Origin of the sequence: Enterobacter cloacae complex sp. P42RS (genome assembly GCF_014930595.1) — a bacterium.
Taxonomy (GTDB): domain Bacteria; phylum Pseudomonadota; class Gammaproteobacteria; order Enterobacterales; family Enterobacteriaceae; genus Enterobacter; species Enterobacter bugandensis.
In genome coordinates this window covers 35,529-61,144 of sequence record NZ_JADBRK010000004.1, presented here as the reverse complement: position 1 = coordinate 61,144, position 25,616 = coordinate 35,529, and the positions used below count along the sequence as shown (strand labels likewise).

Here is a 25,616-nt window from a genome sequence, read left to right as displayed (position 1 = left end):
GGTCACAGGATTAGCTATGCGCAACAGTGAAAACTACATTATCACCACCGGGTCGGAACCGTTAACCTCCGACAATGAGACGACCTGGTCCTTCCCTGGGGCGATAGTCGGCTTTGCGTCGTGGTTACTGGCGCTGGGTATCCCGTTTTTGATCTACGGTGGTAACACCCTTTTCTTCTTTCTCTACACCTGGCCCTTCTTCCTGGCGCTGATGCCCGTTGCGGTCGTTGTCGGGGTTGCGCTGCACTCCCTTTTCAACGGCAAGCTCCTGTACAGTACGGTTATCACGATTGCCACCGTTGTCGTCATCTTTGGCCTGCTGTTTTTATGGCTGATGGGCTAACTTGCGACATAATTAAAACCCCGCAGTAGAGTCGAACGGAAAGTTATGGGATGATGATGCCGTTTTTTCAGGGGGCAGGATGGGTAAACTAACGCTGCTGTTGCTGGCTTTGCTGGTCTGGCTGCAATATTCGTTGTGGTTCGGTAAGAACGGGCTGCACGACTACAGCCGGGTGAGCGATGACGTCGCGGCTCAGCAGGCAACAAATGCCAAACTTAAGGCGCGTAACGATCAACTCTTTGCTGAAATTGATGACCTCAATGGCGGCCAGGAGGCGATTGAGGAGCGCGCACGCAATGAACTCAGTATGACTAAGCCGGGCGAAACCTTTTATCGTCTGGTTCCGGATGCGTCTAAACGCAATCAGGGCTCAGCACAAAACAATCGATAATCAGGCCCAGGATTACGACATGGCAGCAACTTTTTCGGACGTATGTGCCGTGGTGCCGGCCGCAGGTTTTGGCCGGCGCATGCAGACAGAATGTCCCAAGCAGTACCTCTCAATTGGCGATAAAACGATCCTTGAGCACGCCGTGGCGGCGCTGCTGGCGCACCCGCGGGTGACGCACGTGGTCATCGCCATCAGTCCCGGCGATGCCCGCTTTGCGCAGCTGCCGCTGGCAAACCACCCACAGATTACCGTAGTTGATGGCGGCGCCGAGCGCGCCGATTCCGTGCTGGCGGGCATTCAGGCTGCCGGAAGCGCCCAGTGGGTGCTGGTCCATGACGCGGCACGTCCGTGCCTGCATCAGGACGACCTGGCACGCCTGCTGGCGCTGAGCGAAACCAGTAAAGTGGGCGGCATTCTGGCCGCGCCGGTGCGCGACACCATGAAGCGTGCCGAGCCGGGCAAGCGTGCCATCGCCCACACCGTTGAGCGCGTCGACTTATGGCACGCGCTGACGCCGCAATTTTTCCCCCGCGAACTGCTCCACGACTGCTTAACGCGTGCCCTTAATGAAGGCGCGACCATCACGGACGAAGCCTCCGCGCTGGAGTATTGCGGTTTTCACCCCACGCTTGTTGAAGGGCGCGCTGATAATATAAAAGTGACGCGCCCGGAAGATTTACAGCTCGCGGAATTTTATCTTACCCGTTCGACCCATCAGGAGAAGGCATAATGCGAATTGGACACGGTTTTGATGTACACGCCTTTGGCGGAGAAGGCCCAATTATCATTGGCGGCGTACGTATTCCTTACGAAAAAGGGCTGCTGGCGCATTCTGATGGCGACGTGGCGCTGCATGCGCTGACCGACGCGCTACTCGGCGCTGCCGCGCTGGGTGATATCGGCAAGCTGTTCCCGGACACCGACCCGGCCTTTAAAGGGGCGGACAGCCGCGAATTGCTGCGCGAAGCGTGGCGCCGTATTCAGGCGAAAGGTTACACCCTCGGCAACGTCGACGTGACGATTATTGCCCAGGCCCCGAAAATGCTGCCGCACATTCCGCAGATGCGCGTATTTATCGCTGAAGATCTGGGCTGCCATATGGACGACGTCAACGTCAAAGCCACCACCACGGAGAAGCTGGGCTTTACCGGTCGTGGCGAAGGGATTGCCTGTGAAGCCGTGGCGCTGCTGGTGAAGGCGGCAAAATGACGGACTTCGATAACCTGACATACCTGCACGGTAAGCCGCAGGGGAACGGGGTGCTGAAAGCCAGCCCGGAAGATTTCCTCGTGGTTGAGGATCTGGGCTTTGAACCCGATGGCGAAGGCGAACATATCCTGGTGCGTATTCTGAAAAACGGCTGCAACACCCGCTTTGTGGCCGACGCGCTGGCAAAATTCCTCAAAATTCACGCCCGGGAAGTGAGCTTTGCCGGGCAGAAAGATAAACACGCTGTCACCGAGCAGTGGCTCTGCGCCCGCGTGCCCGGCAATGCGATGCCTGATTTAAGCAAATTTGAGCTTGAAGGCTGTAAGGTGCTGGAGTACGCCCGCCACAAGCGCAAGCTGCGCCTGGGGGCGTTGAAAGGCAACGCGTTTACGCTGGTGCTGCGCGAAGTGACCGATCGAGAAGACGTTGAAAAACGTCTCAACGCCATTAATGAACGCGGCGTTCCGAACTACTTTGGCGCGCAGCGCTTTGGCATTGGCGGCAGCAACCTGCAGGGCGCGCTGCGCTGGGCGCAAAGCGATGCGCCGGTGCGCGACAGGAATAAACGCAGTTTTTGGTTGTCGGCGGCCCGCAGCGCGTTGTTTAATCAGATTGTGAGCGAAAGGCTGAAAAAACCGGACGCGAATCAAGTTGTTGTTGGCGATGCGCTACAATTAGCGGGACGCGGAAGCTGGTTTGTGGCAACGGCCGAAGAAATGGCCGATGTGCAGTCGCGCGTGGATGCCAAAGCGCTGATGATTACCGCAGCTTTGCCGGGCTCAGGCGACTGGGGCACCCAGGGCGACGCGTTGAGCGCTGAGCAGTCCGCCGTGGCGGATGCGCCGGAATTACAATCCTTGCTGGTGCGGGAAAAAGTCGAAGCAGCGCGCCGCGCGATGCTGCTCTATCCGCAGCAGTTAAGCTGGAACTGGTGGGATGACGTGACCGTCGAGTTACGCTTCTGGCTGCCGGCAGGTAGCTTTGCCACCAGTGTTGTCAGGGAACTAATCAACACCTCGGGTGATTATGCGAATATTGCTGAGTAACGATGACGGGATCCACGCGCCGGGCATTCAGACCCTGGCGAAGCACCTCCGTGAATTTGCGGATGTGCAGGTCGTGGCCCCCGATCGTAACCGCAGTGGAGCGTCTAACTCACTGACGCTGGAGTCGTCGCTTCGCACCTTTACCTTTGAAAATGGCGATATTGCCGTGCAGATGGGCACGCCGACGGACTGCGTGTTTCTGGGCGTGAACGCGCTGATGCGCCCGCGTCCGGATATCGTCGTCTCCGGCATTAACGCCGGGCCGAACCTCGGCGATGACGTGATTTACTCCGGAACGGTAGCGGCGGCAATGGAAGGGCGCCATCTGGGGTTCCCGGCGCTGGCGGTCTCGTTAAACGGCCACACGCACTACGATACCGCCGCCGCGGTGACCTGCTCGATCCTGCGGGCGCTAGGCCGCGAGCCGCTGCGTACCGGGCGCATTCTCAACATCAACGTGCCGGATCTTCCTCTCAATGAAATTAAGGGCATTCGCGTTACGCGCTGCGGAAGCCGGCATCCGGCCGATCAGGTGATCCCGCAGCAGGATCCTCGCGGCAACACGCTTTACTGGATCGGGCCTCCTGGCGATAAGTGCGATGCGGGTCCGGACACCGACTTTGCCGCCGTGGATGATGGCTATGTCTCGGTCACTCCGCTGCACGTAGATTTAACCGCGTATAGCGCGCATGATGTGGTGTCGGGCTGGCTGGATCGCGCAGGAGTGAACGCGCAATGGTAAGCAAACGTGTACAAACTCTTCTGGAACAACTTCGCGCACAGGGGATCCGCGACGAGCACGTGCTTGAAGCGCTCGCTCAGGTCCCGCGTGAGAAATTTGTAGACGAGGCGTTTGAACACAAAGCGTGGGAAAACGTAGCGCTGCCCATCGGGCAAGGCCAGACGATTTCGCAGCCTTATATGGTGGCGCGGATGACGGAGCTGCTGGAGCTCACGCCCGACTCACGCGTGCTGGAGATTGGCACCGGGTCGGGGTATCAGACCGCCATCCTGGCGCATCTGGTACACCATGTCTGTTCCGTAGAGCGGATCAAAGGTTTGCAATGGCAGGCGCGTCGTCGCCTGAAACAACTTGATTTACATAATGTTTCGACACGACACGGTGATGGATGGCAGGGTTGGCAGGCTCGCGCCCCGTTTGACGCTATCATCGTGACGGCGGCTCCGCCTGAAATTCCCGCAGCGCTCTTGTCGCAGCTGGATGAGGGGGGCATTCTTGTTCTGCCCGTCGGGGACGAGCAGCAGCTATTAAAGCGCGTTCGTCGGCGCGGCGGCGAGTATATTATCGACACCGTGGAAGCCGTGCGCTTTGTGCCTCTGGTAAAGGGGGAGTTGGCCTGAGACTCGGATTTATCCAGGGTTATTAAGGCAAATTCAGCGTATGGTGTGGCGCGAAAGATTCGTGTCATCACGGTAAATTTTAAGTCACTGGTAGTTAACACATTCCTGGGGGATAAATGAGCGCGGGAAGCCCTAAATTCACCATCAGCCGTGTTGCGGCATTATCACTGGTTTCGCTCTGGCTGGCAGGCTGTACAAGTTCCAACAACGCGCCTGCGCCCGTCAGTTCCGTCGGGGGAAACAGCGGCTCCGGTAACACGTCCAGCGGAATGTTGATCACGCCTCCGCCTAAAATGGGTACTGCTGCGCCGCAGCAAACACCACAAATTCAGCCTGTGCAACATCCTGTTACACAGCCAACGCAGATTCAGCCAGTTGAACAGCCTGTTCAGACCCAAAATGGCCGCATAGTCTATAACCGCCAGTATGGGAACATTCCGAAAGGTAGCTATACCGGCGGCAGCACCTATACCGTGAAGCGCGGCGATACGCTGTTCTACATTGCCTGGATCACCGGGAACGATTTCCGTGACCTCGCGCAGCGCAATAACGTCCAGGCCCCGTATGCTCTGGAAGTTGGCCAAACGCTCCAGGTGGGCAACGCAACGGGTACGCCACTGACGCCTGGCAATACGGTTTCAGCGGCCGATGTGACGGCTCAAAATAACAGCGTTAAGCCTGCACAAAAATCCACCACGGTGGTTGCTTCACAACCTGTAATTACGTATTCTGAGGATTCAGGTGATCAGACTGCTAACAAAATGTTGCCGAATAATAAAGGGACTGCGACTGTTGTCACAGCACCGACCACGGCACCTGTGGTTAGCTCTACTGAACCGACTGCAAGCAGTCAGAATGCCAGTTCGTCCATCACCGCATGGCGCTGGCCAACCGACGGCAAGATTATCGAGAACTTCGCAACCTCTGAGGGTGGGAACAAAGGGATCGATATCGCAGGCAGTAAAGGACAGGCTATCATCGCGACCGCAGACGGACGCGTTGTGTACGCCGGTAACGCGCTGCGCGGTTACGGTAATCTGATTATCATCAAACATAACGATGATTACCTGAGTGCCTACGCCCATAACGACACAATGCTGGTCCGGGAACAACAAGAAGTTAAGGCGGGGCAAAAAATCGCTACCATGGGTAGCACCGGAACCAGTTCTACACGCTTGCATTTTGAAATTCGTTACAAGGGGAAATCCGTAAACCCGCTGCAGTACTTGCCGCAGCGATAAATTGACGGGGCATGCCAGCCAGGGTGTCTCGTTCAGGGATCACGGGTAGGAGCCACCTTATGAGTCAGAATACGCTGAAAGTTCATGATTTAAATGAAGACGCGGAATTTGATGAGAACGGAGCAGAGGCTTTTGACGAAAAAGCCTTAGTAGAAGAGGAACCCAGTGATAACGATTTGGCTGAAGAAGAGCTGTTATCGCAGGGCGCCACACAGCGTGTACTGGACGCGACTCAGCTTTACCTTGGGGAGATTGGTTACTCCCCACTGCTAACGGCCGAAGAAGAAGTCTATTTCGCACGTCGTGCTTTGCGTGGTGATGTTGCCTCGCGTCGTCGCATGATCGAAAGTAACCTGCGACTGGTCGTGAAAATTGCCCGCCGTTACGGCAACCGTGGTCTGGCTCTGCTGGATCTGATTGAAGAGGGCAACTTAGGTCTCATCCGCGCAGTTGAGAAGTTTGACCCGGAACGCGGGTTCCGTTTCTCAACCTACGCGACCTGGTGGATTCGTCAGACCATCGAACGGGCTATTATGAACCAGACCCGTACGATCCGACTGCCGATCCACATCGTCAAAGAGTTGAACGTCTATCTGCGTACCGCGCGCGAGTTGTCCCATAAACTGGACCACGAGCCAAGCGCAGAAGAAATTGCCGAACAACTCGACAAACCGGTTGATGACGTAAGCCGTATGCTGCGTCTCAACGAGCGCATTACCTCGGTTGACACCCCGCTGGGTGGCGACTCCGAAAAAGCGCTGCTGGACATCCTGGCCGATGAAAAAGACAACGGCCCGGAAGACACCACGCAGGACGATGACATGAAGCAGAGCATCGTCAAATGGCTGTTCGAACTGAACGCCAAACAGCGTGAAGTGCTGGCACGTCGTTTCGGTTTACTGGGGTATGAAGCTGCGACACTGGAAGACGTCGGCCGCGAAATTGGCCTGACCCGTGAACGTGTTCGTCAGATTCAGGTAGAAGGTCTGCGCCGCCTGCGTGAAATCCTGCAGGGGCAAGGTCTGAATATCGAAGCGCTGTTCCGCGAATAAGCATCCTTTCGTCAAAAAAGGCCCGTCGTGAGACGGGCCTTTTTCTTTTGTGCTACGGCTTGGCCGTTTCGTGCAGCAGACGCCATGTAATCCCGCCGCCTTCCTGATTAAGCACCGCGGTTGACCAACGCACGTTGACGGGCAGGTCCGGCCGGGTTTGCGTCTCCCGGTAGTGCAGTACCGCGCCACGATCCCAGCGCTCGATCGTGGATAATTCGTCAATGACGATCTTCAGTCCGGGGCGGCTTCCTCGCTGACTGTGCAGAAAGCCCACAAGGCCGTGATAGTCGATATGAACGCCACCCGGTGGGATCATCAGAAAATCTGGCCGGAAACGGGCGAGCAGGGCGTCAGAGTCGCCTTCGCCTTTGCCTAACCAGTTTTCAAGCGCAATGTGGAGGTCGATAATGTCGTGTTCAAAAGGCGTCATGAATTCTCCTGTCGCAGCTGGTCGAGCACCTGCGTATTGTTAAGTCGGAAAACGTACAGTACAGGCAATAGGGTCATGCCTGCGGCAAAAAGAAACATTCCGTGCCAGGCGGCGAGCGGCGCCAGATAACTCTGCGCCAGACTCAGCACCTCTGCCAGCAGCAGGGCACCGGCAAAAAAGCTCAACTGACGATTGAGATTCCACAGCGCGCTGGCATCCGGCATCTCTTCCCTGCGCGTTGTCAGAAAAGCGCTGCTCTGAGCGGTACTGCTGCACAGGCTTCCCCCCGCGCCCATCAGGGTAAACGCAACGACAGGAAGCAGCGTAGCCGAACTGACGTTAAGCAAAAGCAGAATGCCCGTCGCCTGCAGCAGGCAGCCGATAACAATCAGCGGCTGTGGGCCGATACGGTTAAAATAGCGTCCCGTCGCCGTGATGGCGATAAACGATGCCACGGACCACGGCAGCATGAGCATACCCGTTGCGGCTGGACTCATGTTCGCCTCGTGCTGAAGATAAAACATGCCCGTAACGTTCACCCCGATAAATACGCCAGGAACGCATACATAGACAAGCATGGCAAAACGCAAAAGCGGGTCCGCGAGCAACCGCAGGTTGAGCAGCCTGGCCGCTTTCATCGCGGGTATTTCATGTTTAAGCCACAGGCAGGCCAACACAAAGGTCACGATGGCCACTGGAAGCGTCGCGAAAAATATCCACCGCCAGCTTAGCATCTGCACCAGCAGGCCCCCGATAGCGGGGGAGCAGGCAGGAGCAAGCAGCGCGACCAGCATGACCGCCGAGGAGAGTCTGGCTCGCTCGTGAGGCTGAAACAGTTGCCAGGTCAGCGCCTGTCCGACGGGGATCAGTAAGCCACCGCCCACGCCCTGCAGCACGCGCCAGGCGATCAGACTTTCCAGCGTTGCAGACAAGCCTGCCGCAGCAGAAGCCGCGCTGAACAGAAAAAGCGAGATCAGGATGACCCGCTTTGGTCCTAAGCGGCGCGTGAGCATGCTGCTGAACGGGATCGCCAGCGTCAGGCCGGCAATGTACCCGTTACTGACCCAGGCAAGCGCTGAAGGCGTGGCGTTAAGAGCTTGCGCCATCGCCGGAAAAGCGACGCTGGCAATAAACATGTTGATCAAATCAAGAAAAAAGCCCAGCAGATAGACAGCGGCGACTTTGCTGCGATACGTCATGGTGGATCCTCCCGTGAGGTGGCGTATCGTATCGACCCCGGAAGCACGGATAAACCTGACAAAGCGCGATATACTGTCAAAAAAATTTTGACGGTAAAAGGCGTAATGATGATTAACCTACAGCGGACGCAGATGTTTGTTGCGGTGGCCGATACCGGCAGTTTTACTGCCGCAGCCGATGCGCTGGGTCTGACAAAAGCCGTGGTCAGCTTCAATATTCGCCAGCTCGAAGCCGAGCTGGGGGTGACGCTGCTGCTGCGCTCCACCCGCCGCCTGACGTTAACCGAGGCGGGAGCGCTTTTTCATCAGCGCAGCGTGGCGCTTCTGAAGGACGCAGAACGGCTGCAGGATGATGTTCGCGCGAATCATGCAGGACTCACGGGGGAATTGCGGATCACCACCACGCCTGAGTATGGTTCGCGGGTCGTGGTACCCTTGCTGGCAAGGTTTAGCCAGCTGCACCCGGAGCTTCGCGTGCGTCATGTTTCGTCTTCACTCCATGCCGACCTGATCTCAGAGCGCTTTGACGTGGCTATTCGGTTGGGAACGCTTACCGACTCGCGCTACCACGCCGCATTGATTTCACATTTTTCCATCCTGCCCGTCGCGACGCCGGAATGGCGGATGAATCATCCGGTTGAATCGCTTGCACAGCTGGCGCAAGCCGACTGGATTATTCACGAGCGCTTAGCGTCGCCGCTGCGCTGGCAGGTGAAAGATGCCAGCGGTGCGCCTGAAATGCTTGAGATAAAAAAAGCGCCGCGCCTGTTTGCCGACAGCGCGCAGGCGCTTATGGCTTTTGCGCTTGCGGGAAGTGGCGTGGCGTTACTGCCGGAATGGCTGGTGCGCGATGCGCTTGATGCGGGAAAACTGGTCCCGGTTTTACCGGAATATACCTTCGCGCGGCAGGGCATTCACGCGGTTTATCCGGATGCCCGGCACGTGCCTGCGAAAGTGCGCACCTTTATTGATTTTATGCGCGCCAGCGTGAATTAATCGTGCATCATCTTTTTGATGAGCGCAGAGAACTGCTCCCGTTCGGCCTTATTAAGACGCCCTAAAAACGCCTCATCCACCTCGTTGCCGACCGGCTGGCAGTCTGCAAGCAGGGCTTCGCCTTCCGGCGTCAGGAAGACAAACCGGCGGCGCTTATCTGCGGGATCGTGCTCGCGTTTGACCAGCCCGCGCGCCTCCATTCGGCTGAGCATCTCCGCCAGCGTCGCCTTCGTGCTGACCGCCACTTCGGTCAATGCCACCTGCTCAATGCCCGGGTGCTCGGCAATGGAGCGCATAACCGCATACTGCGGCTTGGTCAGTTCCGGCAGGGCATGTTGCCACTTAGCGGTATGCTGTTGAAAAAGCTGACGTAACAGGTGGAACGCCTCTTGTCTTAGTTCCATGAACACTCCGACAGAAAAAATCACCCCCTATGATAGCCGCTAAAGCCCGGGATGATAACGCGGGATTTTTTAGCAATTAGTGTGATCGTGTACGAACCATCTTGTCAGTAGAGCGATCCGGGAGTAGTTTATCTGTAAATGTTCGTACACGAACAAATTGATTGAGGTGATGAATGAGATTGATCGTGGGAATGACAGGAGCAACGGGGGCTCCGCTCGGCGTGGCGCTGTTGCTGGCGCTGAAGGAAATGCCGGAGGTAGAGACCCATCTGGTCATGTCGAAGTGGGCAAAAACAACCATTGAGCTGGAAACGCCTTACAGCGTGCAGGACGTTGCTGCGCTGGCTGACGTTGTTCACAGCCCGGCAGACCAGGCCGCCACTATCTCCTCCGGCTCGTTTCGCACCGACGGCATGATCGTCATTCCCTGCAGCATGAAAACGCTGGCGGGGATCCGCGCGGGCTACGCCGAAGGGCTGGTGGGCCGTGCGGCAGATGTGGTGCTGAAAGAGGGGCGCAAGCTGGTGCTCGTTCCCCGCGAAACGCCGCTCAGCACCATTCATCTGGAGAACATGCTGGCGCTTTCCCGCATGGGCGTGGCGATGGTGCCGCCCATGCCTGCGTATTACAACCACCCGCAAACCGCCGATGACATCACCCAGCATATCGTCACTCGTGTGCTCGACCAGTTTGGTCTGGAGCACAAAAAGGCGCGCCGATGGAACGGGTTGCGGGAGGCGAAACATTTTTCACAGGAGAACAAAGATGGCATTTGATGATTTGAGAAGCTTCCTGCAGGCGCTCGATGAGCAAGGGCAACTGCTGAAAATTGAGGAAGAGGTGAATGCGGAGCCGGATCTGGCGGCGGCAGCCAACGCCACAGGCCGTATTGGCGACGGCGCGCCCGCGCTGTGGTTCGACAATATTCGTGGCTTTACCGACGCCCGCGTGGTGATGAACACCATCGGCTCGTGGCAAAACCACGCCATATCGATGGGGCTGCCAGCGAACACCCCGGTAAAAAAACAGATCGACGAGTTTATTCGCCGCTGGGATAAATTCCCCGTTACGCCGGAGCGCCGCGCTAACCCGGCCTGGGCGCAAAATACGGTCGACGGTGAAGACATTAACCTGTTCGATATCCTGCCGCTGTTTCGCCTGAACGACGGTGACGGCGGTTTTTATCTCGATAAAGCGTGCGTTGTCTCGCGCGATCCGCTCGACCCGGACCATTTCGGCAAGCAGAACGTCGGGATCTACCGCATGGAGGTCAAGGGCAAGCGCAAGCTCGGCCTGCAGCCGGTACCGATGCACGATATCGCCCTCCATCTGCACAAAGCGGAAGAGCGCGGACAAGATCTGCCGATCGCGATTACTCTCGGCAACGACCCGATCATCACCCTGATGGGCGCCACGCCGCTGAAATACGATCAGTCTGAGTATGAAATGGCCGGCGCGCTGCGCGAAAGCCCGTACCCGATTGCCACCGCGCCGCTGACCGGCTTCGACGTGCCGTGGGGGTCTGAAGTGATCCTGGAAGGGGTGATTGAAGGCCGCAAACGTGAAATCGAAGGGCCGTTCGGCGAGTTTACCGGACACTATTCCGGTGGCCGCAATATGACGGTGGTCCGTATCGACAAAGTTTCTTACCGCACCAAACCGATCTTCGAATCCCTTTACCTCGGCATGCCGTGGACCGAGATTGACTATCTGATGGGACCTGCCACCTGCGTGCCGCTTTACCAGCAGCTGAAGGCGGAATTCCCGGAAGTGCAGGCGGTGAACGCGATGTACACCCACGGTCTGCTGGCAATTATCTCCACCAAAAAACGCTACGGTGGTTTTGCCCGCGCGGTCGGTTTACGCGCCATGACCACGCCGCACGGTCTGGGCTACGTGAAGATGGTGATTATGGTGGATGAGGATGTCGATCCGTTCAACCTCCCGCAGGTGATGTGGGCGCTCTCATCGAAGGTCAATCCGGCAGGGGATCTGGTGCAGCTGCCGAACATGTCAGTGCTTGAACTCGACCCTGGCTCCAGCCCGGCGGGCATTACCGACAAACTGATTATTGATGCCACCACGCCTGTTGCACCGGACACCCGTGGCCACTACAGCCAGCCGGTACAGGATCTGCCTGAAACTAAAGCCTGGGCTGAAAAACTGACCGCGATGCTGGCAGCACGCCAATAAGGAGGAAAAGATGATTTGTCCACGTTGTGCCGATGAGCATATTGAAGTGATGGCGACGTCACCGGTGAAAGGGGTCTGGACCGTTTATCAGTGCCAGCATTGTCTTTATACCTGGCGCGATACCGAACCGCTGCGTCGTACCAGCCGCGAGCATTACCCGGAAGCGTTCCGCATGACGCAGAAGGATATTGATGAAGCACCGCAGGTGCCGACGATCCCGCCGCTGTTGTAAAAATAAGCCCGGTAGCGCTGCGCTTACCGGGCCTACGGGTTTTGTAGGTCGGGTAAGGCGAAGCCGCCACCCGACAAAACTGACCGCAGAAAACTAAACCAGACTCTTCAACCGATAAATCCACTCCAGCGCCTGACGCGGCGTCAGTGAATCCGGGTCGAGGTTCTCCAGCGCTTCCACCGCAGGCGACGTTTCTTCCGGTGGCGCCAACAGCGACATCTGGGTGCCATCGATCTGCGTCGCCGCCGCATTCGGCGAGAGGCTTTCCAGCTCACGCAGCTTCTGGCGAGCGCGCTTGATCACCTCTTTTGGTACACCTGCCAGCGCCGCAACGGCTAGGCCATAGCTCTTGCTCGCCGCGCCATCCTGCACCGTGTGCATAAAGGCAATGGTATCGCCGTGCTCCAGCGCATCAAGATGAACGTTAGCCACGCCTTCCATTTTCTCCGGCAGCTGCGTCAGCTCGAAGTAGTGGGTGGCGAACAGCGTCATGGCCTTGATTTTATTCGCGAGGCTTTCAGCACAGGCCCAGGCCAGAGACAGGCCGTCATAGGTTGAGGTTCCGCGTCCCACTTCGTCCATCAGCACCAGGCTGTGCTCCGTCGCGTTATGCAGAATATTAGCCGTTTCGGTCATCTCGACCATGAAGGTTGAGCGACCGCTCGCCAGATCGTCCGCTGCCCCAACGCGGGTGAAGATACGATCGATGGGGCCAATCTCCACTTTTTGCGCCGGGACGTAGCTGCCGATATACGCGAGCAAAGCAATCAGCGCCGTCTGGCGCATGTAGGTACTCTTACCGCCCATGTTCGGGCCGGTAATGATCAGCATTCTTCTCTGCGGCGACAGGCTCAGCGGGTTGGCGATGAACGGTTCGTTCAGCACCTGCTCAACGACCGGGTGACGGCCTTCCGTAATGCGAATGCCGGGCTTGTCGGTAAAGGTCGGGCAGGTATAGTTCAGCGTTTCAGCCCGTTCTGCCAGGTTCACCAGCACGTCCAGCTCCGCCAGCGCGCTGGCGCTGAGCTGCAGGTCAGCCAGGTGTGGCATCAGCATGTCAAACAGCTCGTCATACAGCTGTTTTTCCAGCGCCAGGGCTTTACCTTTCGAGGTGAGTACTTTGTCCTCGTACTCTTTCAGCTCGGGAATGATGTAACGCTCGGCGTTTTTTAAGGTCTGACGACGTACGTAGTGAATCGGCGCCAGATGGCTTTGCCCGCGGCTGATCTGAATGTAGTAACCGTGTACCGCGTTATACCCCACTTTCAGCGTGTCGAGCCCAAGACGCTCGCGTTCGCGAATTTCCAGCTTATCGAGATAGTCCGTCGCGCCGTCGGCCAGCGCGCGCCATTCGTCCAGCTCTTCGTTGTAGCCTGGAGCAATCACGCCGCCGTCGCGCACCAGAACCGGAGGGGCATCGATAATGGCGCGCTCCAGCAGCTCGCGAAGCTCGGTGAATTCACCCATGGTTTCACGGAGTTTCTGTACCGGCGCGCTGTCAACGTCACTCAGCTGCGCACGCAGTTCCGGCAGCTGCTGGAAAGCATGACGCATCCGCGCGAGGTCACGCGGGCGCGCGGTGCGCAATGCCAGACGGGCCAGGATACGCTCCAGATCGCCCACCTGACGCAGGACCGGCTGCAGCTCGGTATAGCGATCCTGCAACGCAGCAATCGTCTGCTGGCGGCAAACCAGCGTATCGGTATCGCGAATCGGCATATGCAGCCAGCGTTTCAGCATGCGACTGCCCATCGGCGTAACGGTACTGTCGAGGACGGAAGCCAGGGTGTTTTCGACGCCACCCGCCAGATTCTGAGTTATCTCCAGGTTACGGCGCGTGGCGGCATCCATGATGATGCTGTCCTGCTGGCGCTCCATGGTGATAGAGCGGATATGCGGCAGGGCGGTGCGCTGGGTGTCTTTCACGTACTGCAGCAGGCAACCAGCGGCACACAGCCCGCGTGGAGCATTTTCCACGCCAAAGCCAATCAGATCGCGGGTACCGAACTGCAGGTTCAGCTGCTGGCGCGCGGTATCAATTTCGAATTCCCACAGCGGGCGACGGCGCAATCCGCGACGGCCTTCAATCAGCGCCATTTCGGCGAAGTCTTCGGCGTAGAGCAATTCTGCCGGGTTGGTGCGCTGCAGTTCGGCAGCCATCGTTTCGCGGTCAGCCGGCTCACTCAGGCGAAAACGCCCGGAGCTGATGTCCAGCGTGGCGTAGCCAAACCCTTTGCCGTCCTGCCACAGCGCCGCCAGCAGGTTATCCTGGCGCTCCTGAAGCAGGGCTTCATCACTGATGGTGCCTGGCGTGACGATGCGTACGACTTTGCGCTCAACCGGGCCTTTCGAGGTTGCCGGATCGCCGATTTGTTCGCAGATGGCAACGGACTCACCCTGATTCACCAGCTTGGCCAAATAGTTTTCAACCGCGTGGTGCGGGATACCGGCCATCGGAATGGGCTCGCCTGCGGATGCGCCACGTTTGGTTAGCGAGATGTCGAGCAACTGCGACGCACGTTTAGCATCGTCATAAAACAGCTCGTAAAAATCGCCCATGCGGTAAAACAGCAGGATTTCCGGATGCTGTGCCTTCAGCTTCAGGTACTGCTGCATCATCGGCGTATGTGCGTCGAAATTGTCGATTGTGCTCATGGAGTTATGATGTCCATTTCTTTGAAAATAAACCGTTTTGAGCGGCTCAGTGGCCGTTTGTTCGTTCTATTGTCGCATGAAAAAAAGGTACGGCGCAGAAAAATGTGGCGGCTTTACGAGGCGCCTTCAGACATTAACTCTATGACGATTTTTCCATGCTCAACGCCCACCCTGACCTGGGAGTTGGTGGTAAAGCCCGCCTTTTCAAGCCAGTCTCCTTTTAAGCTCAGCGCCGCATGCACGCTGTATCGCTTTGGTATCTTCGTTTTTCGATCCTCGTGACGTTTTCTGAAATATCCCACTTTTAAATGGCGGTAGGGTTTGCCGATCGCGATCTCTTTCATAGGGTCTCCAGACTATACGGACAACGGTCATTCCTGATGCCTGTATAAAATACCAGTGATTTCCAGGAGGTGCAGGGTTAATAGTGGAATCAGGCTTCAGAAAACGGAATGCAACACCTGAAATCCACAGTTTTAAAGTGTATTATTGATGCATCTTATTATTTGGTAAGTCGCTATGACCGGTAAACGCATATCACGTGAAAAAGAGACCATCGCGAAAATGATCGCGTTGTACGCAAAGCAGTGTCCACAGGCTTCTCAGGAAGCGGGGCATTATCAGGCGCTCAACGCGTATGCTGATAAGCGCCTGGATAAGTGCGTTTTTGGTGAAGAAAAGCCCGCCTGTAAACAATGCCCGGTGCACTGCTACCAGCCTGCCAGACGTGAAGAGATGAAGCAGATTATGCGCTGGGCAGGCCCGCGTATGTTATGGCGTCACCCCATTCTGACCGTCCTCCATCTGATGGATGACCGTCGTCCGGTGCCGGAACTGCCGGAGAAGTATCGACCGAAAAAGTGAACCGATCAGCTTCGTAGCGGACGGCAAATCATGTTCAGGGCCAGCGCGCTGCAGAGTGGAAAGAGCGCCAGCAGCAGCCACGGATAAATCGCCTGCGTTGAAGGCACCAGCGCGCGATCCAGCAGGCTGCCAAATAACAAATTTCCAGCCAGTACCGCAATACCTCCGGCGGTGGAGAGTGCGCCATAGTGCGCGCCCAGCGTGGATTCATCGGCGAACCGCGGAATGAGATCTTTTGCCGACGGCACCAGCAGCATCTGCCCCAGCGTCAGCAGCGTGACAAACGAGACCGAGGGCAGAAGCCGCAGCCAGCCTTCAGGCGGTTCTGTTGCCGCAAACATTGCCACGCTCGCAAAGGCGGCGGAAAGCAGCAAAAAGCCCACCGGAAGAATGTTCACCGCGCCCACGCGTCGGGCGAAACGCGCCAGCGGCAGCTGTAAGGTAATGATCAGAACGGAGGCCAGCATAAAAAGCGGGCCGAGATCTTTCTCGTTACCGCCGGAGCGCTGGATCTCCACCGGCAGCGCCAGATAGAGCTGGTTATAGCTTAACAGCCAGGAGCTGTAGGCAATGATAAAGGCGACAAAGCGCGGCTGGCGGAACGTCGTCCACCAGGGCTCTATTTTTATCTTCTGTGAACGTTGCCCGGCAGCAGGCAGACAGAAGTAAAGCACCACTAGCGCAATGATAAAGACGCCTGCCCCCGCCAGCGCTACCTGGCGGAAGCCAAGCCCCGTTAGCAGAGCGCCAGCAACCGGGCCCAGTACCGCGCCGAGCTCCCCGCAGACGGCAAAGAGCGCGAACCACTCCGCCCGGCTTCGTTTCCCTTTCGCCTCGCTGTGGGTACCCGCTTTCGCCAGCAGAGCCTCAATTGAGGGAGAAAATAACGCGCCGCCGACGCCCGTCAGACACGCGCCCAGAATAATCGGCCACAGCGATCCCCCGAAGGCCAGCAGCAGATAGCCTGAAACACGAACTATACAGCCGCTGAGGATGATGACCTTCGCGCCAAACCGGTCCGAGAGCGCACCGCCAACGATAAACATCCCCTGCTGCGAGAACGTGCGCAGACCCAGGATCAGCCCGATAAGCCCGCCGGAGAGCAGCATGTCGTCACGCAGAAATATCGCCAGGAAGGGAACGACGGCGTAAAAACCAATGTTAAAAACAAACTGGCTACCCAGTAAAACGGGCGGCCAGAGCGTGGTGGCGGGGCGAAGGGACATTGTCGATCACTCGTCCCTAAACGATAAAGTGAATGTGCTTTTTGCCATGAAACGGCGAGATCTCAATTTTGGTTTTGACCCGGAACACATCCCAGAGCAACGACTCGGATAAGATGTCCTGCGGCGTTCCGGTCGCCACAATTTGCCCTTTCTGCATCACAATCAGCGAGTCGCAGAACATTGAAGCGTGGTTGAGATCGTGGATGGCGACGATACTGGTAACGGGTAATTGGCTGATCAACTGCATCAGCTGCATCTGATGATGGATATCCAGGTGGTTGGTCGGTTCATCCAGCAGGATTTCGGTTGGCGTTTGCGCCAGCGCGCGGGCAATATGCACCCGCTGACGCTCGCCGCCGGATAGGCTCAGCCAGCCCTGCTCGCTGCGGTCCAGCATATCGACACGCTGCAGAGCCGCGGTGACGGTGTCGTCATCCTGCGCGCTCCAGTTAGAAAAAGGGGAGTGGTGCGGAATACGTCCAAGTTTGACCACGTCGCGCACGCGCATATTGGCGTCGGTCATCCCGTGCTGCTCAACGAACGCCACCCGGCGGGCAAGCTGCTTTTTGACGATGCGGGAAATGTCCTGCCCGTCCAGGGTCACGCTGCCCGAATCCGGGCGACGCAGGCCTGCCAGGATACGCAAAAGGGACGATTTGCCGCAGCCGTTAGGACCAAGCAAACCCACCGTTTCGCCGCGTGAAACCTTCAGCGAGACACCATTGACGATAACTTTTTTGCCTACCTTCCAGGTAATATTTTCAGCGCAGATACTCATCACTTATTCCTTGAGCGGTAGATAATCACGGCAAAGAAAGGTACGCCCACCAGCGCGGTGACCACGCCGACGGGCAGGCTCTGCGGGGCAATCAGCATGCGCGAGGCGATATCGGCCAGCACCATCAGGATCGCCCCCGCCAGCGCGCTGGCAATCAGCAGCGTGCGGTGCAGCGGCCCGAACAGGAAGCGCATGACGTGCGGCACCACCAGCCCTACAAAGCCGATTGAGCCCGCCATGCTGACGATGGTCGCGGTGATCAGTGCCGTGGTGGTAAACAGGGCAAGACGCACCCAGGGCACGGCAATGCCTAAGGAGGCTGCCGCGTCATCACCAAAGGTAAAGGCGTCCAGCGCCCGGGAATAGTAGAGGCAGACGGCAAGGCCCGCCAGCACGACAACCAGCGCCAGCTGGAATTCCGGCCAACGCACGCCGCTAAAGCTGCCCAGCAGCCAGAACATCACGTCGCGCGCCTGCTGCGCGCTGGCGGAGGTGCTGATGGTGTAGGCGGTAATGGCGTTGAAAAGCTGAGATGCAGCAACGCCTGCCAGAATGGTGCGTTCATTGCCGCCGCGCGCGCCGTTCGTCAGAAAGGCGACAAACGCAAAGGCGGCGAACGCCCCGGCAAACGCGCCCGCAGAGAGCGACACCGCGCCGGTGCCGATGCCCAGGACGACGACCGACACCGCCCCGGTTGAGGCACCCGCCGACACGCCGAGCACGTAGGGTTCCGCCAGCGCGTTCTTCAGCAGGCTTTGCAGCACGGCACCGCAGATGGCTAAACCGGCCCCGCAGCAGGCCGCCACCAGCGCGCGGCTCAGGCGAAAGTCCCAGATTACGCTCTCATAGATGCGGTTGAGCGGAACGTCGGTCAGCCCCAGCTTATTACCAATAGCGTAAAAGACGTTGGAGAGCGGAATCGACAGCTCGCCGACGCTGACGCCAAGAGCAATCACTAAAAACAGCAGGACAACGGCAAGCAGAGCGGAAGTGGTCAGGATCAGGCCCTGGCGGGCCTGAAGTACGGCTGCCGTCATCAGTTCAGCCCCAGTTTTCTGAGCTGTTCACCCACCTGTTCAGCACCGTAAATCGTACGAATCGTCGGGTTCATCGCCTGACCGTCCATCACCACGATATGGCCTTTTTTGACGGCATCAAGCTGGCTCACGGCAGGATCGCTTTTCAGGAATTTGATTTTCTCATCCGCGTTATCCAGCGCCCAGCGGTTGCGGTCCAGACTGGAGACGACAATCACATCAGGGTTCGCGGCAATAATACTTTCCCAGCCGACGGTCGGCCATTCGGTCTCAGCGGTAATGGCGTTATGGCCACCCAGCACGTTAGCAATAAAACCGGAGGCGCTATTTTTCCCGCCGACATAGGCATCTGCCGAAGGCGAGGCGCTTGAGAACCAGAAAACAAACGAGAGATCTTTTTTGTTTTTACCAAATTCCTGACGCAGGTCGGCCTCACGTTTTTTGAAATCAGCGATAACGGCCTGGCCGCGCGCTTCAACGTTGAAAATCTTCGCGAAATCTTCAATCTCTTTATAAAGGTACGTCATATCCCACAGCGTCTGGCGGCTGCCGTACATATCGCCTGCCGCTTTTTTGGTGGCGCACATGCCTGGAGATAAATAGCTGTTCACGCTGACGGTAGCCAGATCTTCACGTTTTGCGACCTTACTTTCCGGCCCAAGCAGCAGCGGCAGCTGTGCAGGAACAAAATCGGGGTTTTGCGCAAGGATGGATTCAAGAGTCGGAATTTCGACGGTCAGGGTTTTGATTTTTGCATTCTGCTCAGCCAGCTGCGGCAGCACCTTGGTCGGCCAGAAGGCGCTGGCTTTGACCTTATCTTCCAGCCCCAGCAGGAGCAAAATTTCCACGGTGTTCTGACCGAGGGCCACGACGCGTTCCGGCGCTTTAGTGAATGTCTCTTTATAGCCACAGTTTTCAATCGTCAGAGGATATGTGGTTGCCAGAGCAGAACTGACCGACGCAATCGCCAGGCCTAACGCGCAGATGACCTTCTTCATGAAACGCTACCCTTCATTAATATTATTTTTGATGCAAATGAAACGCATTATTAAGGCGGAATTTTATACAGAGGAAAATATATTGTGTCAATGAGGGACAATTGCGCAGGGTAACGAAAAGCGGCGCCATAAGCGGCGCCGGAATGACGGGTTAAAGCAGGCTCTCTTTATCGATTCCCAGACGCTTCATGCGAGAGAGCAGGGTAGTGCGTTTCAGCCCCAGCCGCTGAGCTGCGCCCTTCGGTCCGGCTACCACGCCGTTGGTCTCTTTCAGTACGCGCATAATGAGCTGATATTCATCTTCGCCTTCCTGCGCGACCTCTGCCGAAAGCGTGGGGGCTTCCTGAAGGGAGACTTCAGGCAAAGAGAGCTGAAGAACGTTCCCGCGCGTCAGCAGTACCGCGCGCTCAATGACGTTTTCCAGCTCGCGCACGTTCCCCGGCCACTCCATCGCCGAAAGGGTACGTAGCGTTTCGGCAGGAATACTGTCGATATTCCTCCCCATCCGGCGGGCAATCTTCGCGGTAAAGGCCTTCACCAGCAGCGGAATATCTTCCGGGCGCTCGCGCAGCGGCGGCAGGCAGATCGGAAAGACGTTCAGGCGATAGTAGAGATCGCTGCGAAACTCGCGGTCGGCGACCATCTTTTTCAGATCGCGGTTGGTGGCGGCAATCAGCCGCACGTCGGTCTGGATCAGCTTGTTGCTGCCGAGGCGCTCAAACTCCTGCTCCTGCAAAACGCGCAGCAGCTTGGGCTGCAGCTCCAGCGGCATATCGCCCACTTCGTCGAGGAACAGCGAGCTTTTATCCGCCAGTTCGAAACGGCCCAGCCGCTGGCTGCTGGCCCCGGTAAACGCGCCGCGCTCGTGGCCGAAGAGGTCACTTTCCAGCAGACCCGCGGGCATCGCCGCGCAGTTCATCTTCACCATCCGCCGGCTGTTGCGGTTGCTCAGGTTATGAATGGCGCGGGCTATCAGCTCTTTACCGGTGCCGGTTTCACCGAGGATCAGCACCGTGCTGTCGCTCTGGGCCACCATCTCCACCTGCTTAAGCACGCTGTACATGGCATCGCTGCGCCCAATGATTTCGCCAAACTCGCTGTCCACGTTGTTGAGCTGTTCGGTCAGGGCCAGGTTTTCGTCCACCAGCCGCTCTTTCAGGCGGTGGATCTCCTGATAGGCGAGGGCGTTATCCAGCGCGATGGAAATACGCTCGGCGATCTGGCGCAGCAGCTTCAGGTTGGCGGTGGTAAACACGGCTTCATCGCACTGCGCCAGTTTGAGCACCCCAAGCATGGTGCTGCCGGACATCAGCGGCAGGAGGCACAGGGTCTGAATTTTGTTGCCCCAGGTGTTAAACAGCATCCGCTCGTACGGCGCCACCGGGTCCTGCTCGCTGAGATTCAGCAGCAGGATCTCTTTGCTTTTAAATACCCGCTCAGAAAGGGTGCCCGCTTCGTCCACCTCGCTCTGCTCGTGCGCCGGGTTGGCCTCATCAAGATAGTGGGTGGAGTAGATGTTCAGCTTGCCTTTGCGGTTCCCGCGTAGCGCGATGCTGATGGCGTCGATCCTGAAATAGTGGTGGATCTCCTTGGCGACTTCGCTGACCAGCTCGTCCATGTCGAGCCTTGAGAGTACGGCGTTGGTGATGGCAACCAGAATGCGGAAGTTATCGCGCTCGCGGCTCAGCAGGTCGTAATCCACGTTATTGGTGACGCGGCTTTGGATCTGCTCCGCGACGACGGCCACAATCTGGGTAAAGGTGTGCAGCCGCTCGTACTCCGCCTCGCTCCAGGGCTGGTCGGTAGTGCGGATAAACTCGCAGCCGCCAAAAATATGGCCCTCCGCCGCCAGCGGCAGCATGCCGTAATGACCGAAAGGCTGATAGAGATTGCTCTCTGCCAGCCGCGGCCATGCCATCCGAAACTCTTCAAAATTGCAGTGCAGCACTTCAGGCCGGGAGAGAATGCGGCGCACCGGGCCGTGCGCGAGGTACGTTTCGTCTTCGTATTCAAACGTTTTGCCATTCTCGCGCGTGGAATAGTAGCTCGCGCGGTGCGTTCCACTATGCCAGAGCACAATCGCCGCGCTGTCCGCCAGCGCTGATTGCCTGACCAGCCGCGTCAGGGCATCGCTCAGCGCGCCGAGATCGGGCTGTTGTAAAAGTGTGCGCGTGATGTCAAACAGGCCCTGCTGTCCAAGATCGCTCATCGGTGTATACGGCATTATTGCTTTCCAATAGAAACTGGCAAAAAAGAGACTTCACTGCTGACCGCTTATGGCGCGGTTCTAGCAAATTCGGGGTAACGGCTCAGCGTGCGGCAGATCCAGCGTGCGCTTCACGCCGTAAAGTCCGGTCATGCGCACCCCTTTGCGCTCAACCACGTCGCCAATGATGGCCGCGTCTTTCCCTAAGGGATGCGCTCTCAGCTGTTCAAGTACGGCTTCCGCCGCCGAACGTTCCACGCCGATCGCCAGCTTGCCCTCGTTGGCAAAGTTTAGCGGGTCAAGCCCTAAAAGCTCACACACCCCCCGCACGGCAGGCTTAACGGGCAGGTCGCGCTCGCTCAGTTCAATCCCGCACCCGCTGCTTGCGGCGAACTCGTGGACAACGGCATTCACCCCGCCCCGGGTAGCGTCGCGCAGGGCTTTGATGCCCGGGATGTCGCGCAGCGTCTGGATAAGCGGGGTGAGCACCGCGCAGTCGCTGCGAAGCTCGCCGTCCAGCCCTAAGCCTTCGCGCAGGTTCAGGATGGTTGCCCCGTGGCAGCCCAGCGTTCCGGTTACCAGCAGCACGTCGCCCGCGCTAAGGCGTTGCGCGCCCCAGTGAACGTCGGCGGGGATCGCCCCCATTCCGGCGGTGTTGATGAAGAGTTTATCCGCCGCGCCGCGCTGGACCACTTTGGTATCCCCGGTGACGATAGCGATCCCCGCCTCGCGGGCGGTGTGCGCCATGCTGTTGACCACTGCCGCAAGCGTCTCCATCGGTAATCCTTCTTCGAGGATAAATCCGCAGGAGAGGTAGCGCGGAATGGCGCCGCTGACGGCCACGTCGTTGGCCGTACCGCAGACGGCGAGCTTGCCAATATCGCCGCCCGGGAAGAATAGCGGGTCAATCACGTAGCTGTCGGTGGAGAACGCCAGCCGGTCGCCGTGTGCGGTGAGGGTTGAGAGCGCGATGCGCGCCTGATCCTCCTGCTCGGCGAGCCAGGGGTTATTAAAGGCCTCCATGAACAGCCTGTTAATCAGCTGCTGCATCGCCTGTCCACCGCTTCCGTGCGCCATTTCCACCATGTTCATGCTTCACACTCCTGGTTGCGATACTGATACCACGCGGCGCATGCCCCTTCAGAGGAGACCATCAGCGCGCCAAACGCGGTTTGCGGGTTACAGGTGTTGCCAAATAGCGGGCAGTGATGAGGTTTGCATTTGCCGGTAAGCACCTCGCCACAGCGGGACCGGGGATCGTCGCACACCTGCTGCGGCTGAGGGCGGAAGTGCGCTTCGGCATCAAATTCGCAATAGGCAGGCGTCAGGCGCACGCCGGATTCCGCAATCAGCCCCAGCCCGCGCCACTCGCTGTCGCCCTCAACGCTAAACACGTCGGCAATCGCCTGCTGCGCCCGTTCATTTCCCGCACCGGGCACCACACGGCGGTACTGGTTTTCGACCGCGCTCAGGGACGCTATTTTCTGCTCAACCAGCATGGCTACGCCTTGCAGTAGATCAAGCGGTTCGAAACCAGCCACCACTAACGGACGATTGTACTGTTGAGCGATAAAACCGTAGGCCTCTGTGCCAATCACCATGCTGACGTGGCCCGGCGCCAGAAACGCATCGATGCCGTTGTCTGGCTCTTCGAGCAGGCTGCGCAGCGTGGGAATGAGCGTAATATGCTGGCAGAAAAAGAAAAAGTTAGTGACGTTGCGCGCTTTCGCCTGCTGCAGCGTGATGGCCGTAGCGGGCATGGTGGTTTCAAAACCCAGCCCGAAAAAGACGACCTTGCGCTCAGGGTTAGCCTCTGCCAGCGTCAGGGCATCCATCGGCGAGTAAACGATCCGCACGTCCGCGCCGCGCGCCTTCGCCTGCAACAGCGAGCCGTTTTTCCCCGGCACGCGCATCGCGTCGCCAAAGGTGCAGAAAATGACGTCGGGCTGGCCGGCAATTTCAATACAGCTGTCGATGCGCCCCATCGGCAAAACGCACACCGGGCAGCCGGGGCCGTGAATAAACTCGATGTTCTCCGGCAGCAGCTGGTCGAGGCCAAACTTGAAGATGGCGTGCGTGTGCCCGCCGCACACCTCCATGATCCGCAGCGGCCTTTCGTTCGTGTAGTCCAGCAGCGCCGCGCGCGTTTTCAGATGTCCGATAAGCTGCATCACCTGTTCTGGCGCGCGGTATTCATCAACGTAACGCATAGGCTAGCGCTCCTCGCCGTACAGGAGCGCGCCCACGTCCGGCTCCACGTCAAACATGTTTTGCAGCGCGTCCAGCGTGTCGCGGGCTTCCGCTTCGTTAATCACGCTCATCGCAAACCCCACGTGGACCAGCACCCACTGGCCGAGGCGCGACGCGCCCGTCTCATCGGTGCTGCCCACCAGCGTCAGGTCGACGTCGCGCAGGATCCCGCAAACCTCCACTTTGGCCTGATTGCCGTCGAGGGAATGGATTTGTCCCGGTACGCCTATGCACATCGTTCGCTCTCCAGCCAGTCCAGCCAGGCGTCCATGCCGTCGCCGCGCGTGGCGGAAACCAGCAGGATGTGAATGTCCGGGTTCACCTCGCGGGCATAGGCCAGGCACTTATCCACGTCGAAGTTCAGGTACGGCAGCAGATCGACTTTGTTCAGCAGCATGAGGGAGGCGGCGGCGAACATGTGCGGGTACTTCAGCGGCTTGTCCTCCCCTTCGGTCACGGAGAGCACCGCTACTTTATGCCGTTCGCCGAGGTCGAAGCTTGCCGGGCAGACCAGGTTACCGACGTTTTCGATAAACAGGATGCCGTTATCCGCCAGCGGCAGGCGAGGGGCGGCGTCGACAATCATCTGCGCATCCAGGTGGCAGCCCTTGCCGGTGTTAACCTGAATGGCGGGCGTCCCGGTTTCGCGGATGCGCGCCGCGTCGTTAACGGTTTGCTGATCGCCTTCGATCACCGCGCAGGAGATGCGTTGGTTCAGCCGTTTGAGGGTTTCGGTCAGCAGGGTGGTTTTACCGGAGCCGGGGCTAGAGACCAGGTTGAGCACCAGCTGTTGACGCGCGGCAAAGCGGGCGCGGTTGCGGGCGGCAAGCTGGTTATTTTTGTCCAGCACGTCGATCTCCACCTCCAGCATCTGGCGCTGGCTCATGCCCGGCGCGTGGGTGCCCGCTTCGCCGTGGCCGTAATGCAGGTCGCCCGCGTCGGAACGCTGCGGCGCAAGGGTGATGCCGGTCAGGGCCGCCGCAGGACGCGGGGCAGGGGAAAAGGGCGCGGAGCGAAACGCGGAGTGGGGACGGTGTTCATCCCCTTCTATATACAGGTTGCCTTCGGCGCAACCGCAGGTGCTACACATACATTACTCCTTCTCAATTTCGAGGCGTTGGATCTGCATACCGTCATCCGCCACGATGCGAAGACCCGTGCTCTGACACTGCGGGCAGCGCTGAACCTTTGATGAGAGCAGGGTGACGTACTGCTGGCACTGCTCACACCAGCACTCCGCCTGCTGCTCGTCGATATGCAGCGCGCAGCCTTCCGCCAGCGTGCCGCGGCACACCAGCTCAAAACAAAAGTACAGGGCGCTGGTCTCGACGCAGGAAAACGCCCCGACCTTCAGCCAGACGCCGGTGACGCGCTTCGCGTGGTTTTGCACTGCCTGCTGTTCGATAAGTTCCAGAGCCCGCTGGCAGAGGGTGATTTCGTGCATGACGCCTCCTCAATGATTTGCGCCAGTAAATGCAATAACGGTGCCAGCTTGATTTGCGTT

General features: G+C 58.3%; 29 protein-coding genes. 14 read left to right on the top strand and 15 right to left on the bottom strand.

The window, feature by feature from the left end; all coding sequences use genetic code 11:
* Window positions 1-16 precede the first annotated feature (16 nt).
* From IM314_RS06245 to rpoS, 9 genes are all read left to right on the top strand, one after another.
* Window positions 17-343, top strand: coding sequence for a DUF3561 family protein (locus IM314_RS06245; protein ID WP_188246063.1), 327 nt, complete (start codon window positions 17-19; stop codon window positions 341-343).
* Window positions 344-422: 79 nt separating this feature from the next.
* Window positions 423-734, top strand: coding sequence for a cell division protein FtsB (gene ftsB / locus IM314_RS06240; protein WP_003862095.1), 312 nt, complete (start codon window positions 423-425; stop codon window positions 732-734).
* A gap of 19 nt (window positions 735-753) precedes the next feature.
* Window positions 754-1,464, top strand: a complete 711-nt coding sequence (gene ispD, locus IM314_RS06235) for a 2-C-methyl-D-erythritol 4-phosphate cytidylyltransferase (RefSeq protein WP_028014240.1) — start codon at window positions 754-756, stop codon at window positions 1,462-1,464.
* A complete protein-coding gene (gene ispF, locus IM314_RS06230) occupies window positions 1,464-1,943 on the top strand; it encodes a 2-C-methyl-D-erythritol 2,4-cyclodiphosphate synthase (RefSeq protein ID WP_006811766.1) in 480 nt (159 codons plus the stop codon). The genes ispD and ispF overlap by 1 nt, the downstream gene beginning before the upstream one ends.
* A complete protein-coding gene (truD, locus tag IM314_RS06225) occupies window positions 1,940-2,989 on the top strand; it encodes a tRNA pseudouridine(13) synthase TruD (RefSeq protein WP_048956588.1) in 1,050 nt (349 codons plus the stop codon). The genes ispF and truD overlap by 4 nt, the downstream gene beginning before the upstream one ends.
* A complete protein-coding gene (gene surE, locus IM314_RS06220) occupies window positions 2,970-3,731 on the top strand; it encodes a 5'/3'-nucleotidase SurE (RefSeq protein WP_041908434.1) in 762 nt (253 codons plus the stop codon). Before truD ends, surE begins: the two co-directional genes overlap by 20 nt.
* The gene (locus tag IM314_RS06215) at window positions 3,725-4,351 is read left to right on the top strand and encodes a protein-L-isoaspartate(D-aspartate) O-methyltransferase (RefSeq protein ID WP_028014237.1); all 627 of its coding nucleotides are present in this window, start codon (window positions 3,725-3,727) and stop codon (window positions 4,349-4,351) included. Before surE ends, IM314_RS06215 begins: the two co-directional genes overlap by 7 nt.
* A gap of 116 nt (window positions 4,352-4,467) precedes the next feature.
* A complete protein-coding gene (gene nlpD, locus IM314_RS06210; protein WP_041908436.1) occupies window positions 4,468-5,592 on the top strand; it encodes a murein hydrolase activator NlpD in 1,125 nt (374 codons plus the stop codon).
* A 59-nt stretch (window positions 5,593-5,651) separates the two neighbouring features.
* Window positions 5,652-6,644 carry an RNA polymerase sigma factor RpoS gene (gene rpoS, locus IM314_RS06205; protein ID WP_013098493.1) on the top strand — a complete coding sequence of 331 codons (993 nt, stop codon included), beginning with the start codon at window positions 5,652-5,654 and terminating at the stop codon, window positions 6,642-6,644.
* Between the two features lie 52 nt (window positions 6,645-6,696).
* Here rpoS and IM314_RS06200 read toward each other — a convergent pair whose 3' ends face one another.
* Window positions 6,697-7,074: a DUF4440 domain-containing protein gene (locus IM314_RS06200; RefSeq protein WP_045629943.1), complete on the bottom strand. Its 378-nt coding sequence runs from the start codon at window positions 7,072-7,074 to the stop codon at window positions 6,697-6,699.
* Window positions 7,071-8,273, bottom strand: coding sequence for an MFS transporter (locus IM314_RS06195; protein WP_193358418.1), 1,203 nt, complete (start codon window positions 8,271-8,273; stop codon window positions 7,071-7,073). Before IM314_RS06195 ends, IM314_RS06200 begins: the two co-directional genes overlap by 4 nt.
* A 108-nt stretch (window positions 8,274-8,381) precedes the next feature.
* On the opposite strand from IM314_RS06195, the gene IM314_RS06190 reads away from it, so the two are divergent.
* Complete coding sequence (locus IM314_RS06190; RefSeq protein WP_041908443.1) at window positions 8,382-9,269, top strand: LysR family transcriptional regulator; 888 nt, start codon at window positions 8,382-8,384, stop codon at window positions 9,267-9,269.
* Here IM314_RS06190 and IM314_RS06185 read toward each other — a convergent pair.
* Window positions 9,266-9,673: a MarR family winged helix-turn-helix transcriptional regulator gene (locus tag IM314_RS06185; RefSeq protein WP_045629941.1), complete on the bottom strand. Its 408-nt coding sequence runs from the start codon at window positions 9,671-9,673 to the stop codon at window positions 9,266-9,268. The genes IM314_RS06190 and IM314_RS06185 overlap by 4 nt on opposite strands.
* Before the next feature lie 173 nt (window positions 9,674-9,846).
* Here IM314_RS06185 and IM314_RS06180 point away from each other — a divergent pair, with 173 nt between their 5' ends.
* The 3 genes from IM314_RS06180 to IM314_RS06170 are packed head-to-tail and all read left to right on the top strand — an operon-like array spanning window position 9,847 to window position 12,098.
* Complete coding sequence (locus IM314_RS06180) at window positions 9,847-10,449, top strand: non-oxidative hydroxyarylic acid decarboxylases subunit B (protein WP_045629940.1); 603 nt, start codon at window positions 9,847-9,849, stop codon at window positions 10,447-10,449.
* Window positions 10,439-11,866, top strand: a complete 1,428-nt coding sequence (locus tag IM314_RS06175) for a non-oxidative hydroxyarylic acid decarboxylases subunit C (RefSeq protein WP_041908445.1) — start codon at window positions 10,439-10,441, stop codon at window positions 11,864-11,866. The genes IM314_RS06180 and IM314_RS06175 overlap by 11 nt, the downstream gene beginning before the upstream one ends.
* A gap of 10 nt (window positions 11,867-11,876) precedes the next feature.
* Window positions 11,877-12,098 (top strand): non-oxidative hydroxyarylic acid decarboxylases subunit D, encoded by a 222-nt coding sequence (locus tag IM314_RS06170; protein ID WP_003862116.1) that lies wholly within the window; start codon window positions 11,877-11,879, stop codon window positions 12,096-12,098.
* A gap of 93 nt (window positions 12,099-12,191) precedes the next feature.
* Here IM314_RS06170 and mutS read toward each other — a convergent pair whose 3' ends face one another.
* Both mutS and IM314_RS06160 read right to left on the bottom strand, forming a co-directional pair.
* Window positions 12,192-14,753 carry a DNA mismatch repair protein MutS gene (mutS, locus tag IM314_RS06165; protein WP_041908448.1) on the bottom strand — a complete coding sequence of 854 codons (2,562 nt, stop codon included), beginning with the start codon at window positions 14,751-14,753 and terminating at the stop codon, window positions 12,192-12,194.
* A gap of 113 nt (window positions 14,754-14,866) precedes the next feature.
* The gene (locus IM314_RS06160; RefSeq protein ID WP_041908449.1) at window positions 14,867-15,097 is read right to left on the bottom strand and encodes a SymE family type I addiction module toxin; all 231 of its coding nucleotides are present in this window, start codon (window positions 15,095-15,097) and stop codon (window positions 14,867-14,869) included.
* Window positions 15,098-15,272: 175 nt separating this feature from the next.
* On the opposite strand from IM314_RS06160, the gene IM314_RS06155 reads away from it, so the two are divergent.
* The gene (locus IM314_RS06155) at window positions 15,273-15,617 is read left to right on the top strand and encodes a nitrous oxide-stimulated promoter family protein (protein WP_028014227.1); all 345 of its coding nucleotides are present in this window, start codon (window positions 15,273-15,275) and stop codon (window positions 15,615-15,617) included.
* A gap of 5 nt (window positions 15,618-15,622) precedes the next feature.
* On the opposite strand, the gene IM314_RS06150 is transcribed toward IM314_RS06155, so the two are convergent.
* From IM314_RS06150 to hypA, 10 genes are all read right to left on the bottom strand, one after another.
* Entirely contained in the window at window positions 15,623-16,843 is a 1,221-nt protein-coding gene (locus IM314_RS06150) for an MFS transporter (RefSeq protein ID WP_045629938.1), read from the bottom strand.
* 16 nt (window positions 16,844-16,859) lie between these two features.
* On the bottom strand, window positions 16,860-17,621 hold the full coding sequence (locus IM314_RS06145; protein ID WP_045629937.1) for an ABC transporter ATP-binding protein: 762 nt from the start codon (window positions 17,619-17,621) through the stop codon (window positions 16,860-16,862).
* Complete coding sequence (locus IM314_RS06140) at window positions 17,621-18,658, bottom strand: iron ABC transporter permease (protein ID WP_028014224.1); 1,038 nt, start codon at window positions 18,656-18,658, stop codon at window positions 17,621-17,623. Before IM314_RS06140 ends, IM314_RS06145 begins: the two co-directional genes overlap by 1 nt.
* Window positions 18,658-19,656, bottom strand: coding sequence for an ABC transporter substrate-binding protein (locus IM314_RS06135; protein ID WP_193358417.1), 999 nt, complete (start codon window positions 19,654-19,656; stop codon window positions 18,658-18,660). The genes IM314_RS06140 and IM314_RS06135 overlap by 1 nt, the downstream gene beginning before the upstream one ends.
* Window positions 19,657-19,807: 151 nt before the next feature.
* Window positions 19,808-21,880, bottom strand: coding sequence for a formate hydrogenlyase transcriptional activator FlhA (gene flhA, locus IM314_RS06130; protein WP_193358416.1), 2,073 nt, complete (start codon window positions 21,878-21,880; stop codon window positions 19,808-19,810).
* A 63-nt stretch (window positions 21,881-21,943) separates the two neighbouring features.
* Window positions 21,944-22,954, bottom strand: coding sequence for a hydrogenase expression/formation protein HypE (hypE, locus tag IM314_RS06125; protein WP_193358415.1), 1,011 nt, complete (start codon window positions 22,952-22,954; stop codon window positions 21,944-21,946).
* The gene (gene hypD / locus IM314_RS06120; RefSeq protein WP_193358414.1) at window positions 22,951-24,072 is read right to left on the bottom strand and encodes a hydrogenase formation protein HypD; all 1,122 of its coding nucleotides are present in this window, start codon (window positions 24,070-24,072) and stop codon (window positions 22,951-22,953) included. Before hypD ends, hypE begins: the two co-directional genes overlap by 4 nt.
* Window positions 24,073-24,075: 3 nt before the next feature.
* The gene (locus IM314_RS06115) at window positions 24,076-24,348 is read right to left on the bottom strand and encodes a HypC/HybG/HupF family hydrogenase formation chaperone (protein ID WP_028014219.1); all 273 of its coding nucleotides are present in this window, start codon (window positions 24,346-24,348) and stop codon (window positions 24,076-24,078) included.
* Window positions 24,339-25,202, bottom strand: a complete 864-nt coding sequence (hypB, locus tag IM314_RS06110; protein ID WP_193358413.1) for a hydrogenase nickel incorporation protein HypB — start codon at window positions 25,200-25,202, stop codon at window positions 24,339-24,341. The genes IM314_RS06115 and hypB overlap by 10 nt, the downstream gene beginning before the upstream one ends.
* 3 nt (window positions 25,203-25,205) lie before the next feature.
* Window positions 25,206-25,556, bottom strand: a complete 351-nt coding sequence (gene hypA / locus IM314_RS06105; RefSeq protein WP_193358412.1) for a hydrogenase maturation nickel metallochaperone HypA — start codon at window positions 25,554-25,556, stop codon at window positions 25,206-25,208.
* Window positions 25,557-25,616: the final 60 nt, after the last annotated feature.